Annotated in this window: 16 protein-coding genes; 9 read left to right on the forward strand and 7 right to left on the reverse strand. The window is 64.1% G+C overall.

The window, feature by feature from the left end; genetic code table 11:
* Positions 1-897: 897 nt before the first annotated feature.
* Positions 898-2391 (reverse strand): CoA-acylating methylmalonate-semialdehyde dehydrogenase, encoded by a 1494-nt coding sequence (locus F3J44_RS02610; protein WP_167270511.1) that lies wholly within the window; start codon positions 2389-2391, stop codon positions 898-900.
* A 73-nt stretch (positions 2392-2464) separates the two neighbouring features.
* Complete coding sequence (locus tag F3J44_RS02615) at positions 2465-3805, reverse strand: aspartate aminotransferase family protein (RefSeq protein WP_205299677.1); 1341 nt, start codon at positions 3803-3805, stop codon at positions 2465-2467.
* 124 nt (positions 3806-3929) lie between these two features.
* Between F3J44_RS02615 and F3J44_RS02620 the strand changes: the two genes are divergently transcribed.
* The 5 genes from F3J44_RS02620 (at position 3930) to F3J44_RS02640 (ending at position 8290) form a co-directional block, all read left to right on the forward strand.
* Positions 3930-4847, forward strand: a complete 918-nt coding sequence (locus F3J44_RS02620) for a LysR family transcriptional regulator (protein WP_167070847.1) — start codon at positions 3930-3932, stop codon at positions 4845-4847.
* 90 nt (positions 4848-4937) lie between these two features.
* A complete protein-coding gene (locus F3J44_RS02625) occupies positions 4938-5600 on the forward strand; it encodes a TetR/AcrR family transcriptional regulator (protein WP_167070846.1) in 663 nt (220 codons plus the stop codon).
* 22 nt (positions 5601-5622) lie between these two features.
* On the forward strand, positions 5623-6207 hold the full coding sequence (locus F3J44_RS02630; protein WP_167070845.1) for a YigZ family protein: 585 nt from the start codon (positions 5623-5625) through the stop codon (positions 6205-6207).
* A 366-nt stretch (positions 6208-6573) separates the two neighbouring features.
* Positions 6574-7260, forward strand: a complete 687-nt coding sequence (locus F3J44_RS02635) for an SDR family oxidoreductase (RefSeq protein ID WP_167270515.1) — start codon at positions 6574-6576, stop codon at positions 7258-7260.
* An 82-nt stretch (positions 7261-7342) separates the two neighbouring features.
* Positions 7343-8290: an adenosine deaminase gene (locus tag F3J44_RS02640; RefSeq protein ID WP_167270517.1), complete on the forward strand. Its 948-nt coding sequence runs from the start codon at positions 7343-7345 to the stop codon at positions 8288-8290.
* 19 nt (positions 8291-8309) lie between these two features.
* On the opposite strand, the gene F3J44_RS02645 is transcribed toward F3J44_RS02640, so the two are convergent.
* From F3J44_RS02645 to F3J44_RS02655, 3 genes are all read right to left on the reverse strand, one after another.
* On the reverse strand, positions 8310-9011 hold the full coding sequence (locus tag F3J44_RS02645) for a helix-turn-helix transcriptional regulator (RefSeq protein WP_167070842.1): 702 nt from the start codon (positions 9009-9011) through the stop codon (positions 8310-8312).
* A gap of 614 nt (positions 9012-9625) precedes the next feature.
* The gene (locus tag F3J44_RS02650; protein ID WP_167070841.1) at positions 9626-10807 is read right to left on the reverse strand and encodes a multidrug effflux MFS transporter; all 1182 of its coding nucleotides are present in this window, start codon (positions 10805-10807) and stop codon (positions 9626-9628) included.
* Between the two features lie 78 nt (positions 10808-10885).
* Entirely contained in the window at positions 10886-11083 is a 198-nt protein-coding gene (locus F3J44_RS02655; protein WP_167270519.1) for a heavy-metal-associated domain-containing protein, read from the reverse strand.
* A 146-nt stretch (positions 11084-11229) separates the two neighbouring features.
* Here F3J44_RS02655 and F3J44_RS02660 point away from each other — a divergent pair, with 146 nt between their 5' ends.
* The 4 genes from F3J44_RS02660 to F3J44_RS02675 all read left to right on the forward strand — a co-directional run bounded on the left by F3J44_RS02660 (position 11230) and on the right by F3J44_RS02675 (position 16607).
* Positions 11230-11616, forward strand: a complete 387-nt coding sequence (locus F3J44_RS02660) for a hypothetical protein (protein WP_167270521.1) — start codon at positions 11230-11232, stop codon at positions 11614-11616.
* A gap of 53 nt (positions 11617-11669) precedes the next feature.
* Positions 11670-14069 (forward strand): heavy metal translocating P-type ATPase, encoded by a 2400-nt coding sequence (locus tag F3J44_RS02665; protein WP_167270523.1) that lies wholly within the window; start codon positions 11670-11672, stop codon positions 14067-14069.
* A complete protein-coding gene (gene cueR / locus F3J44_RS02670; RefSeq protein ID WP_167070837.1) occupies positions 14066-14470 on the forward strand; it encodes a Cu(I)-responsive transcriptional regulator in 405 nt (134 codons plus the stop codon). Before F3J44_RS02665 ends, cueR begins: the two co-directional genes overlap by 4 nt.
* Before the next feature lie 193 nt (positions 14471-14663).
* The gene (locus tag F3J44_RS02675; protein WP_167070836.1) at positions 14664-16607 is read left to right on the forward strand and encodes a methyl-accepting chemotaxis protein; all 1944 of its coding nucleotides are present in this window, start codon (positions 14664-14666) and stop codon (positions 16605-16607) included.
* Positions 16608-16775: 168 nt separating this feature from the next.
* Here F3J44_RS02675 and F3J44_RS02680 read toward each other — a convergent pair whose 3' ends face one another.
* A complete protein-coding gene (locus F3J44_RS02680; protein ID WP_167070835.1) occupies positions 16776-17555 on the reverse strand; it encodes a helix-turn-helix transcriptional regulator in 780 nt (259 codons plus the stop codon).
* A 142-nt stretch (positions 17556-17697) separates the two neighbouring features.
* Complete coding sequence (locus F3J44_RS02685; protein WP_167270525.1) at positions 17698-18975, reverse strand: acetyl-CoA C-acetyltransferase; 1278 nt, start codon at positions 18973-18975, stop codon at positions 17698-17700.
* Positions 18976-19037: the final 62 nt, after the last annotated feature.

The following is a 19037-nucleotide window of genomic DNA, read 5'->3' on the forward strand; positions in this document are numbered from 1 at the left end:
AGAAACCCTAAACTTGGCTCAGCAATCTCAAATGACTATGTGATTTCTCGCATGGCCACTTGTGATGCTGATAATCTTTTTGACTATCAGTCCGTACTCACAAGCACCCACACGAATTGCTTGATTCGATTTGTTAAAGAGCGTTTGGTTAAGAGCTTTTCGTCTCAACCGAGGCGCGCATTCTACGCTTTCCTCATTTCGTGTCAAGCGTTTATTTTGAAGTTTTTTGCGAGAAACTCGTTTAGCTTCAAACACTTGACTCGCTGCGATCTCTCGTAGCGGGAGGCGAATCATACAGCGTTTTGACACGCTGTCAACACTCATCTCAACCGCTAGCGATCTTTCGATCGAAGCCCTTTCAGTGATCTCTTAACAAGCTAACTCGTTGAATTTCAAGGAGTTTGTTGTTCCGATGTCGCTGGAAGTGGGGCGCATTATAAGGGGATTCGGAGGGGCGTCAACCTTTAATTTCAAGAAATTGAAATATAGGAGGAAAAGACCGTGTTACGGCTGGCAGGTGCCCGCCACAGCACGTTCAGCGCCTATGAGATCGAGCGCCGCCCGCGCGGCGCTTCGCGAGCTGCGCTCGCTCCTACGTTTGTTTCGGGCCAATGAGGCCTGGGGGATTGGCGCGCGAACCCCTTGGCGCATGCCTGGATATCGCGGCGTACAAACAAGGGGCCGCGCGCGGTGGCCACATGAACACTGGCCCGAAACAAACGTAGGAGCGAGCAAAGCTCGCGAAGCGCCGCGCGGGCGGCGCTCGATCTCATAGGCGCCAAATGCGTCGTGGCGTACACCCCGAATACCACGCCAACCTCAAGACAGGCCACCCACCACCCCCACCCCAAAAACAAAACGGGGAGACCTCCCGGCCTCCCCGCTTCATTTCATCCCTTACAGGCTAGGGAACGCAAACTGCGACGCCTCATGGCTCGCACGCTGCGGCCAGCGCTGGGTAATCGCCTTGCGCCGGGTATAGAAACGCACCCCATCCGGGCCATAGGCATGCAGGTCGCCAAACAACGAACGCTTCCAGCCACCAAAGCTGTGGTAAGCCACCGGCACCGGCAGCGGCACGTTCACCCCCACCATGCCCACTTCGATCTCGTCGCAGAACAGGCGCGCCGCTTCACCGTCACGGGTAAAGATGCAGGTGCCATTGCCATACTCATGATCGTTGATCAGCTGCATGGCCTGCTCCAGGCTGTTCACGCGCACCACGCACAGCACCGGGCCGAAAATCTCTTCTTTATAGATACGCATCTCCGGGGTCACCTTGTCGAACAGGGTGCCCCCCACGAAGTAGCCATCTTCATTACCCGCCACGCGCAAGCCACGGCCATCCACCACCAGCCTGGCGCCAGCGGCCACACCGTCTTCGATGTAGCCAACAACCTTGTCACGGGCAGCAGCAGTAACCAACGGCCCCATGTCCAGGCCACAGGAAGTACCGGCACCGATCTTCAGCGCCTTGATCTGCGGCTCCAGCTTGGCGATCAGGGCGTCAGCCACCTGGTCACCCACGCACACCGCCACCGAAATGGCCATGCAGCGCTCGCCGCACGAACCGTAGGCCGCGCCCATCAGTGCACTTACGGCGTTGTCCAGGTCGGCATCGGGCATCAGCACCGCGTGGTTCTTCGCGCCGCCCAGCGCCTGCACGCGCTTGCCGCGCTTGGTGCCTTCGGCATAGATGTATTCGGCGATCGGGGTCGAACCCACGAAACTCAGTGCCTTCACTTCCGGCGCTTCGATCAGTGCATCCACCGCTTCCTTGTCACCGTGCACCACGTTGAGGATGCCCTTGGGCAGGCCAGCCTCCAGCAGCAGCTGGGCAATGAACAGCGTCGAGCTCGGGTCCCGCTCCGACGGTTTGAGGATGAAGGCGTTACCGCAGGCGATGGCCAGCGGGTACATCCACAGCGGCACCATGGCCGGGAAGTTGAACGGGGTGATACCGGCGACCACGCCCAGGGGCTGGAAATCGGACCAGGCATCGATGTTCGGGCCAACGTTACGGCTGTATTCACCCTTGAGCACTTCAGGCGCCGCGCAGGCGAACTCGACGTTCTCGATACCGCGCTTGAGCTCGCCCGCCGCGTCTTCCAGGGTCTTGCCGTGCTCCTCGCTGATCATCTGCGAGATACGCGCTTCGTTCTGCTCAAGCAACTGCTTGAAGCGGAACATCACCTGGGCACGCTTGGCCGGTGGGGTGTTGCGCCAGGCTGGGAAGGCAGCCTTGGCCGAATCGATGGCTTCCTGCACGGTCGCGCGGCTGGCCAGTTCTACCTTGCGTACCGCCTGGCCGGTGGACGGGTTGAAGACATCGGCGGTGCGCTCACCCTTGGTGACCAGTTCGCCGTGGATCAGGTGCTGAACAATGCTCATGCAAAACTCCAGATAAAGAAGGACGAAGCAGGCGCGTGAGGGCTTCACGCACCCGGCATCACAATCGGAAAGATCAGTCGATCTGGTTCAGGGCTTCACCGACCGCGTCAAACAGGCGGTCCAGTTCCTGCGGCTGGGCATTGAAGGTTGGGCCGAACTGCAAGGTGTCACCGCCAAAGCGTACATAGAAGCCGGCTTGCCACAGTTTCATCGCTGCTTCATAAGGACGCACGATGGCATCGCCGTCACGGGCAGCGATCTGAATCGCGCCAGCCAGGCCGTAGTTACGGATGTCGACGATATTCTTGGTGCCCTTCACCCCGTGCAGCAGTTTCTCGAAGTGTGGCGCAAGCTCCGCAGCCGACTGCACCAAACCTTCCTTCTGCAGCAGGTCCAAGGCGGCAAGGCCCGCAGCACAGGCAACGGGGTGCGCCGAGTAGGTGTAACCGTGCGGGAATTCCACGGCGTATTCAGGCGTCGGTTGATTCATGAAGGCCTGGTAGATCTCGCTGGTGGCGATCACCGCGCCCATGGGGATGGCGCCGTTGGTCACTTGCTTGGCGATGCACATCAGGTCTGGGGTCACGCCGAAGGCTTCGGCGCCGGTCATGGCGCCCATGCGGCCGAAACCAGTGATCACTTCGTCGAAGATCAGCAGGATATTGTGCTGGGTGCAGATTTCCCGCAGGCGCTTGAGGTAGCCCTTGGGAGGTGGCAGTACACCGGCAGAGCCCGCCAGCGGCTCGACGATCACCGCAGCGATGTTGGACGCATCATGCAGCTCGATCAGCTTGAGCATCTCGTCGGCCAGGGCGATACCGCCCTCCTCCGGCAAGCCCTTGGAGAAGGCGTTCACCGGCAGCACGGTGTGAGGCAGGTGGTCGACATCCAGCAGTTGGCCGAACATCTTGCGGTTGCCGTTGACGCCACCCAGGCTGGTGCCGGCGATGTTCACCCCATGGTAGCCACGGGCACGGCCGATGATCTTGGTCTTGGTGGCCTGGCCTTTGAGGCGCCAGTAGGCACGCACCATCTTCAGCGCAGTGTCGCAGCACTCGGAGCCGGAGTTGGTATAGAAGACGTGGTTCAGGTCGCCCGGGGTCAGCTCGGTAATTTTCTCCGCCAGCTGGAACGACAGCGGGTGGCCGAACTGGAAGGCCGGGGAGTAATCCAGGGTGCCTACCTGGCGCGCAACCGCTTCGGTGATTTCCTTGCGGGTGTGGCCAGCGCCGCAGGTCCACAGCCCCGACAGGGCATCGAAAATCTTGCGGCCCTTGTCATCGACCAGGTAATTGCCTTCGGCCGCCACGATCAGGCGCGGGTCGCGCTGGAAGTTGCGGTTGGCGGTGTAGGGCATCCAGTGGGCATCCAGCTTGAGCTGGCTGGCGATACCCGCGGTTGCGGTTTCCGGCATGTTCATCGGCGGTTCCTCGAAAGACGATTAGGCAACGATGGATGTTGTTGCAGCTAAATTGGCACGGGGATAAAGTCTAGAAAAGCCTACATTTCTAATCTTCAGGTAGCGCAACACTAAACTTATGAGCCGACGCCCCGACCCCCTCGCGCAAGTCAGCGACTTCGACATCCGCCTGCTGAAAATCTACCGAAGCGTCGTTGAATGCGGCGGCTTCTCGGCCGCCGAGAACGTGCTGGGCATTGGCCGCTCGGCCATCAGCCAGCAGATGAACGACCTTGAACAGCGGTTGGGCCTGCGCCTGTGCCAGCGGGGCCGGGCTGGTTTTTCGCTGACCGAGGAAGGCCGCGAGGTCTACCATTCGGCACTGCAACTGCTCAGCGCGCTGGAAAGTTTTCGCACCGAAGTCAATGGCCTGCACCAGCACCTGCGCGGCGAACTCAACATCGGCCTGACCGATAACCTGGTTACCCTGCCGCACATGCGCATCACCCATGCCCTGGCGCAACTCAAGGACCGTGGCCCCGACGTGCGCATCCAGATCCGCATGATCGCTCCCAGCCAGGTCGAGCAAGGCGTGCTCGACGGCAGCCTGCACGTCGGCGTGGTGCCGCAGACCAGCCCGCTGTCCGGGCTCGAATACCAGCCGCTGTACAGCGAGCGCTCGCAGCTTTACTGCGCGGTCGGCCACCCGCTGTTCTACGCCGATAACCAGCAGATCGACGACGATCGCCTCAATGCCCAAGAAGCCATTGCCCCCACCTTCCGCTTGCCCGCCGACATCCAGGCCCATTACCAGGCGCTCAACTGCACCGCCAGCGCCTCCGACCGCGAAGGCATGGCCTTTCTGATTCTTACCGGGCGCTACATCGGTTACCTGCCCGACCACTACGCCGCCTTCTGGGTCCAGCAGGGCCGCCTGCGCACACTCAAGCCTGCACAACGGTTCTATGACCTCAGCCTGAGCTGGGTAACGCGCAAGGGACGCCGGCCAAACCTGGTATTGGAAAGCTTCCTGGAGAGCCTGGCTGCGACACGCTGATGCCTGCTTCTGACGCCAAGGCTTGTCACGCCAGCACAGGCAGGTAATCTTGTCCGACATTCGTTGCCACAGACCTGTCCGGAATCGTCCATGACCCTAGAAGTCCCTGCGCATCGCCTCGCCGCCTCGGGCAAACCCGCCGGCCGCATTCGCCAGAAGAACGAACAGGCCATCATCCAGGCCGCCGAAGACGAATTCGCCCGCCATGGGTTCAAGGGCACCAGCATGAACACCATCGCCCTGAAAGCCGGCTTGCCCAAGGCCAACCTGCATTACTACTTCACCAACAAGCTTGGCCTGTACATCGCCGTGCTGAGCAACATCATCGAACTGTGGGACAGCACCTTCAACGCCCTGAGCGTCGAGGACGACCCGGGCGAGGCGCTGAGTACCTACATTCGCACCAAGATGGAGTTCTCCCGGCGCAACCCCCAAGCCTCGCGCATCTTCGCCATGGAAGTGATCAGCGGCGGCAATTGCCTTACCGAATATTTCAGCGCCGACTACCGCGAGTGGTTCCGTGGCCGCGCCGCGGTGTTCCAGGCCTGGATCGAAGCCGGCAAAATGGACCCGGTCGACCCGGTGCACCTGATTTTCCTGCTTTGGGGCAGCACCCAGCACTACGCCGACTTCGCCACCCAGATCTGCCAGGTTACCGGCCGTAGCCGCCTGACCAAACAGGACATGGAAGACGCCAGCAGCAACCTTATCCACATCATCCTCAAGGGCTGCGGCATCAAGCCGGTGGCCTGACGTTTCAATTGCGGTGTAACCGATGCCTTCAACCCTGCTCGACCTCTGCGAATTTCGTGAGGAAATCCGCAAGAGCCGCTTCATCACCCTGGCCGGCCCTGTCAACAGTGCCGCCGAGGCGATGAGCTTCATCGAACGCCACAGCGACCTGGCCGCCACCCACAACTGCTGGGCCTGGAAGATCGGCGGGCAATACCGCAGCAATGACGACGGCGAACCCGGCGGCACTGCCGGGCGGCCGATCCTCGCGGCTATCGAGGCGCAGGACTGCGACCAGGTGGTGGTGCTGGTAATCCGCTGGTACGGCGGCATCCAGTTGGGCACCGGCGGCCTCGCCCGCGCCTACGGCGGCGGCGCGAACAAATGCCTGCAACAGGCAGCCAAGCGCCTGCTGGTACAGCGCAGTGAATACCATTGCAGCTGCACCTTCAGTGAACTGGCACTGGTGAAGTTGCGCCTGGCCGACGTGGATGGCCTGGTGCTGGACGAGCAGTTCACCGCCAATGGTGTCGACTTGCAGATTGCCCTGGGCGCCGAACACCAAGCCGCCCTGCAACAGCAACTGGCCGACCTCAGCCGCGGGCGAATTCTGCTCGAAGCACGCTGACAGTTGCCCACATCTACTGTGGGCCGGCCTGTGGATAAGCTTGGGGCACTCCTTTGCAACCCTTGCCCTTCAAGGCCTGCAGAGCATTGAGCATAATTTGATCACCGTTTGATGACAGCGCTAAACGACTGAACCGTCTCCAGTTATCCCCAATGGGTCAGGCCGGTTACACCACCCCCAGCAAAGTGCTTGCGCACATTTACTGTGGATCAGCCTGTGGATAACCCGTTAGCCAACACGCCAGACGCCCGTTACCCCAAGGCCTCGGGCAACTGCTCATTTTTTGCTCAGCTGTGTTAACAGCAGACCCGGCCTGACTGCAGTATGCTCAGAAGCTTTCACCTGCAACCCTCAAGGAGCGCATACATGGCCACTTCAAAGACTGCCCTCATCATCGGCGCCTCGCGCGGCCTCGGCCTGGGCCTGGTCCAGCGCCTGCATGAAGACGGCTGGAACATCACCGCCACGGTACGCAACCCACAACAGCCCGGCGCCCTGGGCGATGTGCCCGGCGTTCGTATCGAACAGCTTGAAATGAACGACACCGCGCAGCTCGATGGCCTCAAGCAGCGCCTGCAAGGCCAGCAGTTCGACCTGGTGTTCGTCAACGCAGGGGTCATGGGCCCGCTCCCACAAGACCTGGAAAGCGTGACCACCCAGGCCGTCGGCGATCTGTTCATGACCAACGCCGTGGCGCCGATCCGCGTGGCCCGCCGCCTGGCCGGGCAAGTGCGCGAAGGCACGGGCGTGCTGGCGTTCATGAGCTCGATCCTGGGCAGCGTGACGATTCCGGACGGCGGCGAAATTTGCTTGTACAAGGCCAGCAAGGCGGCTCTGAACTCGATGATCAACAGTTTCGTGGTGGAACTGCAACGCCCCGACCTGTGCGTGCTGGCCATGCACCCGGGCTGGGTGAAAACCGACATGGGCGGCGAAAACGCCGAAATCGACGTACTCACCAGCACCCGCGGCATGCTTGAGCAAGTCAAGGCACACAGCGGCAAAGGCGGCCTGCGCTTCATCAACTACAAGGGCGATTCGCTCACCTGGTGAATGAATACCGACCGGCCGGGCGCAAAGCCCGGCCAGCCCCTGTAAACTAGCGGCAACCGTACCTGATTCGAGACAACACCCCATGTATGAATGGTTGAACGCCCTGCCCAAGGCCGAACTGCACCTGCACCTGGAAGGCTCGCTGGAGCCCGAACTGCTATTCGCCCTGGCCGAGCGCAACAAGATCGCCCTGCCCTGGAACGACGTCGAAACCCTGCGAAGCGCCTACGCCTTCAACAACCTGCAGGAATTTCTCGACCTCTACTACCAAGGCGCCGACGTGCTGCGCACCGAGCAGGACTTCTACGACCTGACCTGGGCCTACCTGCAGCGCTGCAAGGCCCAGAACGTCATCCACACCGAACCGTTTTTCGACCCGCAAACCCACACCGACCGCGGCATCCCCTTTGAAGTGGTGCTGGGCGGCATCAACCAGGCCCTCAAGGATGGCCGTGAGCAACTGGGCATCAGCAGCGGCCTGATCCTGAGCTTCCTGCGCCACCTCAGCGAAGACGAAGCGCAGAAAACCCTCGACCAGGCCCTGCCCTTCCGCGACGCGTTCATTGCCGTGGGCCTGGACAGCTCCGAGATGGGCCACCCACCGAGCAAGTTCCAGCGCGTGTTCGACCGTGCCCGCAGCGAAGGCTTCGTGGCCGTGGCCCACGCCGGCGAGGAAGGCCCGCCCGAGTACATCTGGGAAGCCCTCGACCTGCTGAAGATCAAGCGTATCGACCACGGCGTGCGCGCCATCGAGGACGAACGCCTGATGCAGCGGATCATCGACGAGCAGATCCCGCTGACCGTCTGCCCGCTGTCCAACACCAAACTGTGCGTGTTCGACCACATGAGCCAGCACAACATCCTCGACATGCTCGAACGCGGCGTGAAGGTAACGGTGAACTCGGACGACCCGGCGTATTTCGGCGGCTACGTCACCGAAAACTTCCATGCCCTGCACACCCACCTGGGCATGACCGAAGACCAGGCCCGGCGCCTGGCGCAGAACAGCCTGGACGCACGCCTGGTGTAATTGACGGCAGGCGTTGCGGTCAGCCGACCTGCAACGTCTGCACGCGGGCAATGCGGTTGATTTCCTGCACGCCCAGTGCGGAAATCTGCAACGCCCGCGTCCCCTCCGCCTCGCGAACCCACCCCGACTGCAGGAACAAGCGCAGCAGTGCCTGGCCCAGCGTGCCGCCCAGGTGCGGTTCCTGGTCGCTCCATTCGCCACAGTGGCAGATGACGCAGCCGCGTTGCTGGCGCGACGCCAGGGCGTCGATGTACACGCCGATGCCGGCCAATTGCACGCGCCCCTCTTCACTGACCATCATCTGCTGCAAGGTACCCTCAAGCCAGCCGGCCACCCGCAAGCGGTGGTACAGCTCACCGGCAATCTCGCCCCCCAGGTGGTCACCGCAACGCCGCGCCCGGCGCAGCGACACCGGCAGCTGCTTGCCCTGGCGCTCACGCTCGCCGCCCAGTCGCACGCTGGCCAAGGCCTCCACCGCTGCGCCCACCTGGGGCGTGGCCAGCCTGAAATAACGCTTGCGCCCCCGTGACTCCAGCCTGAGCAGCCCTGCCGAAGACAACAACGACAGATGGGCGCAGGCCGAAGATGAGGTCAGCCCGGTCAACATTGCCAGCTCATCGGTCGGCCGCGGCGTGCCGTCGATCAGCGCCCACAACATCGCGCTGCGCTTGGGGTCGGCCATCAGGCCGGCAATTTGACTGATACTGCTGACTGCATTCATGTCCGTTTAACTCCCTGAACGATCTCACCTGATTTCCAATGGCCAACCCTGGCAACGCAGATCGGCACGCCAAACATTCGTAGCCGGGGCAGTATAAGCCGCAGCAATGCCTGAACTGGGGTACTGAACGGGGGCGGCTACGGGCAAACGGCGGTTGGGTATACCCCCCCACGACGGCCGTTGGCGGGCAGGCCACGCAGGCCAAATCACCGGAAACCTTGCAATTGAACGGAAGAAACAGGACATGAGGAAAACCGGCCCTGCGCTTGTAGCGACATTGCCGACAGCCTGCTACTACAAATAAGGCAAATGAAAGCGAAGCTTCCACACCTCAAAGCGGCATTTCCAAAACCACCCGAACGGCTGGCTCAGCGACCGCCAGTCAGGCCGCGAAGCCAGGCCATGGCATGCAGTGGCCGCGGCGCTACACTGGGGCGGCTCATCCCTGAACCGGAGGTAGGCCGCAATGAAGATTGTCGTCAGCGCGTCGAACCGCAACCCTAACTGCCCCTGGCAGGTAAGGCTCGATCAGCACGTGGTGAGTTTTCGCAGCGAGGCCGAGGCACGGGCCTTCGTCGCCACCCTGGAAACGCGCCTGCGCGCCCCCCACGCACTCATGCCGGACGCTTGGCCTGCAAACGCCGGGTCAACAGCGCGACACTGACCGCCAGCGCGCCGCACAGGCTGATCACCAGCGTCATCGGCACGGCGCTGCCGTCGTGCAGCACACCGACCAAGGCTGCCGCGCCCGCCGCCACGCTGAACTGCAGGCAGCCCATCAACGCCGAGGCACTGCCCGCCCTTGCGCCCTGGCCGCTCATGGCGCAGGCCGAGGCATTGGGGATAATGCAGCCAAGGCTGGCGATGCAGACGAACAGGGGCACCATCAACGGCCACAGCTGTGCCGGGCGCAATGCCGCCACGCCGAGCAGCACCAGCCCTGCCGCCAGGTACATCCATACCGCACGGGCCAGCAGGAACGCCGGGCCACGCTTGGCCAGCAACCGCGCATTGACCTGCGCCACCAGGATGAACCCGGCGGCATTGGTACCGAACAGCCAGCCATAGTGCTCGGCCGGAACGCCGTAGAGCTTGATAAAGACGAAAGGCGAACCGGCGATATAGGCAAACATCCCGGCGATGGCGATACCGCCGGTCAGCGCATGGCCAAGAAATACCCGGTCAGCCAACAGGCGCAGGTACTGGCGCAGCGCCCCCGACAACGGCTGGCGGGGCATGTGTGCCGGCAGGCTTTCGGGCAGGCCCAGGCTCACGGCCAGCAGGCAGGCGGCACTGAACAGGCTCAAGGCAAGGAAGATCGACTGCCAGCCGGCAAGGTTCACCAACACCCCACCCAACATCGGCGCCAGAATGGGCGCCAGGCCCATCACCAGCATCAGTTGCGAGAACACCTTGGCCGAGGCCACCGGGTCGCATTTGTCGCTGACGATCGCCCGCGACAGCACCATGCCGGCACAGCCGCCCAAGGCCTGGACGAACCGCGCCAGCACCAGCGTATCGAGGTTGGGCGCGTAGGCGCAGGCCAGTGACGCCAGGGTGAACAGGCCAACACCGAACAGCAGCGGCTTGCGTCGGCCGAAACGGTCGGCCACCGGGCCATAGGCCAGCTGGCCGATCGACAGGCCGAGGAAGTAGGCGGCCAGGGTGGTCTGTACATGTTGTTCATCGGTGGCGAACGCCTGCGCCATGGCCGGAAAGGCGGGCAGGTAAAAGTCGATCGCCAAGGGCCCGAACGCACTCAATGCGCCCAGAATCAGCACCATTCGCAGGTTCATCAGGAATCCATAGCAGGCTAAGCAAGCCAGCAATTCTACCTGCTGCGCGGGCCATCAGCATGAAAACATTGCTCCGGCTCAGGCCACTTGCGCCTCATACCCCTCCTCACGAATGGCTGCCAGCACTTGCTCGGCCGGCAGGCCACTGTGCACCCGCACCTGCTTGCCGGCCAGGTCGACCTCCACCTGGGCCAGGGCATCCTGCGCCTGTACCGCACGGGTCACCGCTTTCACACAGTGGCCACAGGTCATGCCTTGTACATTGAACACTTGCATGGGTATCGCCTCCTTCAGGGTTTCGTGCAGTTTCAAGCTTGCCACTGGGGCAAGGTCAAGTTCTGCAACGAACGGCCGGGCTGGAAATCCCCGCCAACCTCGGCCAAGCTGCGCCTTTGACGATTGTGCCAAGCAGGAGATTCATCATGTTCAGGACAGCAGCGGGCGTTGTCGGGCTAATGGCCACGCTGGCCGCGGTGCCACCGGCCAGCGCCGAGGACAACGCCGCCTACAGCGTACTGATCATTTCCCGGGAGCGCCTGGAAGTGGCCACCAGTTGCGAAATCGGCGTGTACCTCAACGACCAGCTCTCCGGCCGCGTCTTACAGGAGCAGTCGACCTCCTTCAACCTGCCGCCTGGCCCGGTCGATGTGCGCCTGCGCCTGCTGCCAGGGCAGGTGCCCGGTTGCGCCCCCGGCATCGAGGACCAGCGCAGCACACGTTTGAACCTGCAAGCGGGCCAGATCAGCAAATACCGTATCGCCATGGGGCATTATGGGCTCGAGCTCAAGCGCGCCAGCCTGAACTATTGACCTTCCCCACGTGACAAGGTTGATGCTGCAGGCCTGCCCCAAGGAGGAACGTCATGCCTGCATCCACCACCTTCGACCTGCCGATTGCCGGCATGACCTGCGCCAGCTGTGCCGGCCGGGTCGAGCGCGCCCTGCGCAAGGTCAGCGGCGCTGAACACGTCAGCGTCAACCTCGCCACCGAGCAGGCCAGGGTCCAGGCCCCGGCCGGCAGCTTGCCCGCCCTGGTCGGCGCCGTGCGCGATGCCGGCTACCGCGTGCCGAGCCGCACCGTGGAGCTCAGCATTGGCGGCATGACCTGCGCCAGTTGCGTTGGCCGGGTGGAGCGTGCCCTTGGCAAAGTGCCGGGAGTGGAGCAGGTAAGCGTCAACCTGGCCAGCGAACGGGCGCACCTGCAGGTGCTGCAGGCACTGGGCGAGCAACCGTTGATCGCCGCCGTCGAAGCCGCCGGCTACAGCGCCAGCCTGCCGCAGACCGCCAGCGCAGCGGCCGCAGGCGACCAGCGCCGCCTGCAGTACGAGCGCCTGGCCGTCGCCGCGGCGCTGCTGCTGGCCCTGCCGCTGGTGCTGCCGATGCTGCTGCAACCCTTGGGCGTGCACTGGATGCTGCCAGCCTGGGCGCAGTTCCTGTTGGCCACGCCGGTGCAGTTCGTGCTCGGCGCACGCTTTTATGTGGCCGCCTTCAAGGCCGTGCGCGCAGGCGCCGGCAACATGGACCTGCTGGTCGCCCTGGGCACCAGCGCCGGTTACGGCCTGAGCCTGTATCAGTGGGCCCAGGCGCCAGCAGGCACGCAACCCCACTTGTATTTCGAAGCCTCGGCGGTGGTCATCGCCCTGGTGCTGCTGGGCAAGTACCTGGAAAGCCGGGCCAAGCGCCAGACCGCCAGCGCCATCCGTGCCCTCGAAGCCCTGCGCCCCGAACGCGCGGTGCGCGTGGTCGATGGCATCGAAGAAGACGTGGCCATTGCCCAACTGCGCCTGGGCGACCTGGTGCGGGTACAGCCGGGTGAGCGCTTTCCGGTCGATGGGCAAGTGGAGCAAGGCAGCAGCCATGCCGACGAGGCACTGATCAGCGGTGAAAGCCTGCCCGTGCCCAAGCAGCCCGGCGACAGCGTGACCGGCGGCGCCATCAACGGCGAAGGCCGGCTGCTGGTGCGCACCCAGGCGCTGGGCACGGAAACCGTGCTGGCGCGGATCATCCGCCTGGTCGAGGATGCCCAGGCGGCCAAGGCACCGATCCAGAAGCTGGTCGACCGGGTCAGCCAAGTATTCGTCCCGGCCGTGCTGGTGCTGGCGCTGGGTACCCTGGTGGGCTGGTGGTTGGCCGGCGCCGCACTGGAAACCGCGCTGATCAACGCCGTCGCCGTGCTGGTGATTGCCTGCCCCTGCGCCCTCGGCCTGGCCACCCCGGCGGCAATCATGGCGGGCACTGGCGTGGCCGCCCGCCACGGTATCCTGATCAAGGACGCCGAAGCCCTGGAGCGTGCCCATGCGGTCAACCGCGTGGTGTTCGACAAAACCGGCACGCTCACCTCCGGCAGCCCGCGCATCCTCCACTGCCAGGCCGTGACCGGTGACGCCGCCTCGCTCCAGCGCCTGGCCGGCGCGCTGCAGCGGGGCAGCGAACACCCCTTGGCCAAGGCGGTGCTGGATGCGTGCGCCGAACAGGGCCTGGAGGTTCCCACGGTCAGCAACAGCCAGTCCCTGACAGGCCGTGGCATCGCCGGGCAGGTGGAAGGCCGTGATCTGGCCTTGGGCAACCGCCGCCTGCTCGACGAAAGCGGCCTGCAGCCCGGCGAACTGCTCGACAAGGCCCAGGCCTGGGAAGCCCAAGGGCGCACCTTGTCCTGGTTGATCGAGCGCGCCCCCACGCCCCGCGTGCTCGGCCTATTCGCCTTTGGTGACAGCCTCAAGCCCGGTGCCGAACAAGCCATCGCCGCCCTGCACGCCCGGCACATCAGCAGCCACCTGTTGACGGGCGACAACCGGGGCAGCGCCAAGGTCGTCGCCGAGGCCCTGGGCATCGACGACGTGCATGCCGAAGTGCTGCCGGCCGACAAGGCCGCCACGGTGGCAGCCCTGAAGCGCGATGGCGTGGTGGCGATGGTCGGCGACGGTATCAACGACGCCCCGGCCCTGGCTGCCGCCGATATCGGCATCGCCATGGGCGGTGGCACTGACGTGGCGATGCAGGCCGCCGGCATCACCCTGATGCGCGGTGACCCGCGCCTGGTGCCCGCTGCCCTGCAGATCAGCCGCAAGACCTATGCGAAAATCCGCCAGAACCTGTTCTGGGCGTTCATCTACAACCTGGTCGGCATTCCCCTGGCCGCGCTCGGCTACCTCAACCCGGTGCTGGCCGGTGCCGCCATGGCGCTGTCCAGCGTCAGCGTGGTAGGCAACGCCTTGTGGCTGAAAACCTGGAAACCCACGCACATTACCGAGGAGGCCCCATGAATATCGGCCAGGCTGCCCGCCGCAGCGGGCTTAGCGCCAAGATGATCCGCTACTACGAGTCCATCGGCCTGCTCAAGCCGGCCACTCGCAGCGACAGCGGCTACCGCCTGTACCAGGCCGAAGACCTGCACACCCTGGCGTTCATCAAGCGCTCCCGCGACCTGGGCTTTTCCCTCGAAGAAGTCAGCAAGCTGCTGACCCTGTGGCAGGACCGCGGGCGCGCCAGTGCCGACGTCAAGACCCTGGCCAGCCAGCACATCGCCGAACTGAACCGGCGCATCGAGGAGCTGGTGAGCCTGCGCGACACCTTGGGCGACCTGGTCGCCCACTGCCAGGGCGACGAGCGCCCGGACTGCCCGATTCTCAAGGACCTGGCCAATGGCGCGAGCTGCTGCCACTGAGCGCCCGCGGCAGGGGCTGTCATCTGCACGCAACAGCTTTTTGGTATGCCATATTAGCCCAAAGCCGACCGAATCATCGTCAAACGCGACTTTGCCTAATAAATACGGGCACTTGCGCTAATAAAATCCCGGACGCTGCCGATCTAGTGGCTACCTGCCTCGCGTGTCGAAAAAAAATATTCCGGGAGCGTCGATGAACATCAAACAGAAACTGACCTGGGCATTCGCGGTCATCGCCGCCTTGCCCATCGTCCTTGTGGCCACCCTGGTGGTCATCAACCTGCGCGGCGAAGCCCGCGATGGATTCCTCGACGGCAGCAGCCGGGAAATCCGCCAGGTCAGCAACGCGATGAACATCTTCTTCCAGGGCATCGACCAGAACGTCGCGTACCTCGCCTCCCAACCCCTGGTCACCGCCACCGGCAGCAACCTGAACAAGTTCATGAGCGCCAACCCGTCCTACGAGCTGGGCGAGCAGGACAAGCAACTGCTGGAATTCTTCACCCGCCTGGCCGAAACCCACCCTGGCTACGCCTACGTGTCCTACGGCGTGAGTGACGGCGGCTACGTCGGTTGGCCGGCCGGGCAGAAATTCATCAACTACGACCCGCGCCCACGCCCCTGGTACCAGCTGGCCATGGCCAACCCCGGCAAGACCATGCGTACCGGCGCCTACTACTGGGCGGCCGACGATGCGGTGCTGGTCAGCACCGTGCGTGCCGTGCCCAATCAGCTGGGCAACCCCGGCGGTGTGGTGAACATCGACGTGTCACTCAAAGGCCTTACCGAAATCGTCAAGCAGATCAAGCTGGGCAACAGCGGCTACCTGATGCTGGTGGAAAGCAACGGCAATGTAATGGTCGACCCGCGCGATGCCAGCCACAACTTCAAGCAGCTGGCCAGCTTCGGCAGCGGCTACGGCGAGCTGGCCAAGGCCGGCAAGGGCCTGGTCGAGGTGGAGCTGAACGGCGTGCGCTACATGGCCAACGTCTACCCGGACGAACAGCTTGGCTGGACCTTCATTGGCCTGATCGAGCAAAGTGAAGTGATGCAGACCACCACCCGCCTGACCTGGCTGATCGCTGCCATCGCGCTGGTGCTGGCGGCCCTGTTCGCCGTGGTTGGCGCCACCTTCGCCAAACTGATCGTGCGCCCGATCAACAGCGTTACCAGCGGCCTGGAAGACATCGCCCAGGGCGAAGGCGACCTCACCCGCAACCTCGAAGTGCGCGGCCGCGACGAAACCGCGCAACTGGCCAGCTGGTTCAACCAGTTCCTTGGGGCCATCCGCAGCCTCATCCAGCACATCGGCGCGGCGGCAGGCAAGATCCTCAGCACCTCGAACAGCTCCACCCGGGTTTCCGGCGACATGGCCGAAGCTGCCGGGCGCCAGCGTGAAGCGGTGGACATGGTGTCTACCGCCTTCCACGAAATGGTCGCCACCGCCAACGAGGTCGCCCGCTCCTGCAGCCAGGCCGCGCAATCGGCCGACAGTGGCCAGCAGCAGGCCCGTGAAGGCCAGCAACAGATCGACGCGGCGGTGAGCAGCGTCGACCGCCTGAGCCAGGAAATTGAACAATCGGCCCAATCGATCCAGCAACTGGAGCGCGACAGCAACGCCATCCAGTCGATTCTCGGCACCATTCGCTCGATCGCCGAGCAAACCAACCTGCTGGCACTCAACGCCGCCATCGAAGCGGCCCGTGCCGGCGAGCAGGGCCGCGGCTTTGCCGTGGTGGCCGACGAGGTGCGGGCACTGGCCAAACGTACCGCCGACTCCACCGCGGAAATCGACGGGCTGCTCGGCAACCTGGCCAGCCGCACCGCCGAGGTGGCCGAGCAGATGCACGCAAGCCTTGAGGTTTCGCAGCAGTCGGTCAGCCGCATTGGCCTGGCCCGCGACAGCTTCGGGCAGATTCGCGAGTCGGTGGACATCATTCGCGACATGAACACCCAGATCGCCACCGCCGCCGAGGAGCAGCACCAGGTGGCCGAGGACATCAACCGCCACATCAGCCAGATTCACGGCGATGCCCAACTGGTGGCCGAACTGGCCCAGGCGGCGCGCCAGGACTCCGAAAGCCTGGCGGGGCTGTCCAACGAACTGGACGCCCTGGTGCGGCGTTTCCGTACCTGAGCCCACGCCTGATGAACCTGGCCCAAAACCGGTAGGAGCGAGCAAAGCTCGCGATGGGCTGCAAAGCAGCCCCAGCCTCATCAGCCGCGAAGCTGGAAACCTGGGGCCGCTACGCGCCCCATCGCGAGCTACGCTCGCTCCTACCGGGAGGGGCCGGCACGGGCCACATCACAACTTCAATTCACCCGGCGTCGCCCCAAACAGCTGCTTGAAGGCCGCAATGTAGGCCGATGTCGAATCATAGCCACAGCCCAACGCCGCATCCGTCACACTCTCCCCCGCCTCCAGCAACGCCAGCGACGACAACAGCCGCATGCGCTGGCGCCAGTTGCGGAAACTCAGCCCCGTCTCTCGCTGGAACAGCCGCATCAAGGTCTTCTCCGAACACCCCAGCTGCACCGCCCACTGCTGCAGGGTCTGCGCCTGGTCAGGCGCTGCGATCAAGCCGTTGCACAGCGCCAGCAAGCCCGGGTGGCGCGGCATTGGCAGGGAGAATGCCACCTCCGGCAAGGTCCGCAACTGGTCGAGCAACACCGCCACCAGCCGCCCTTGCACGCTGTCACCTTCAGCATACTCGGCCGGGAATTGGCAGAACTGCTTGATCAGCTCGCGCGCCAGCGGCGTCACTTCCAGCACTCGGCATTGCGCCGGTGCCCATGGGCAGGCGTCACGGCGAATATACAAGCTGCGCATCTCGGCCTGGCCCGAGGTCACCACTTCATGTTCCGCATCAGCGGGGATCCACACGCCCCATTGCGGCGGGGCGAAGTAGCTACCATCGCCGGTATACACCCCCAGCACGCCACTGATCGCGTAGGAAAACTGCACCCAATCATGGCTGTGGCGGGTGGTCCAGGAGCCGGCACCGAGGCTTTCGGCACGGGCATAGAGTGGCCGGGGCAAATGCTCCAGGGCAGGAATGGCGCGGGGGTGTCCGATGGTCGGCATAGCGAATTCTTATCGTTCTGAGCAGACAAGCTTACCAGAGAACCGCGCTTTCCTCTTCGCGGGCAAGCCCGCTCCCACAGGCACACCGCCATCTGTAGGAGCGGGCTTGCCCGCGAATGGGCTGCAAAGCAGCCCCGTGGCCTCAGCGCTCGACGATCACCGTCACCCCTTGCCCACCCGCCGCACACACCGAAATCAGCCCCCGGCCCTTCCCCGCCGTGGCCAGCAGCTTGGCCAGGTTGGCCAGAACTCGCCCGCCGGTAGCCGCAAACGGGTGCCCCGCCGCCAGTGAACTGCCCTTGACGTTGAGCTTGCTGCGGTCGATCGCCCCCAGCGGCGCCTCCAGCCCCAGCCGCTCGCGGCAATAGTCGGCATCTTCCCAGGCCTTGAGCGTGCACAGCACCTGCGCGGCAAACGCCTCGTGGATTTCGTAGTAATCGAAGTCCTGCAGCGCCAGGCCATTGCGCGCCAGCAGGCGCGGCACCGCATACACCGGGGCCATCAGCAAGCCCTCGCGCCCGTTGACGAAGTCCACGGCGGCCGTCTCGCCATCCACCAGATAGGCCAGCACCGGCAACCCCTGTTGCTGCGCCCACTGTTCCGAGCCCAGCAGCACCAGCGACGCGCCATCGGTCAGCGGCGTGGAATTACCGGCCGTCAGCGTGCCCTGGCCGCTGCGGTCGAACACCGGTTTGAGCGCCGCCAGCTGCGCCAGCGTCAGGTCCGGGCGCAAGTTGTTGTCACGCACCAGCCCCAGAAACGGCGTCAGCAAATCATCCTGCCAGCCCTCTGCATACGCCGCCGCCAGGTGCTGATGGCTGCGCAGCGCCAACTCATCCTGCTCGCCGCGGCCAATTTGCCAGGTTTGCGCCATGCGCTCGCAATGCTCGCCCATCGACAGCCCGGTACGCGGCTCGCCATTGCGCGGCAGCTCGGGCTTCAAGTGCTGTGGGCGCAACTGCAGGAACGGCTTGAGCCGTTCGCCCAGGGTCTTGCCCCGGTTGGCCTGCAACAGCAGGCGGCGCAGCCCTTCGTTGACCGCGATCGGCGCGTCGGAGGTGGTGTCTACCCCGCCGGCAACACCACACTCGATCTGCCCCAGGGCGATCTTGTTGGCCACCAGCAGCGCCGCCTCCAGGCCCGTGCCACAGGCTTGCTGGATGTCGTAGGCCGGCGTCTGCGGCGACAACCGCGAGCCCAGCACGCATTCACGGGTCAGGTTCATGTCCCGCGAATGCTTGAGCACCGCGCCCGCCACCACCTCGCCCAGGCGCAGCCCATGCAGGCGGTAACGTTCGATCAGCCCTTCCAGCGCCGCCGTCAGCATCGCCTGGTTGCTGGCGGTGGCATAGGCGCCGTTAGAGCGGGCGAACGGTATTCGGTTGCCGCCCAGGATCGCGACCCGGCGTGGTGACTGCATGCGCACTTTCCTCCTGAAATATCTCGATGCCTACAGCCTAGGTGTTTTTGCCGCAGGCGAAC

It is taken from the genome of Pantoea sp. Tr-811, from assembly GCF_011752535.1.
Taxonomy (GTDB): Bacteria; Pseudomonadota; Gammaproteobacteria; order Pseudomonadales; family Pseudomonadaceae; genus Aquipseudomonas.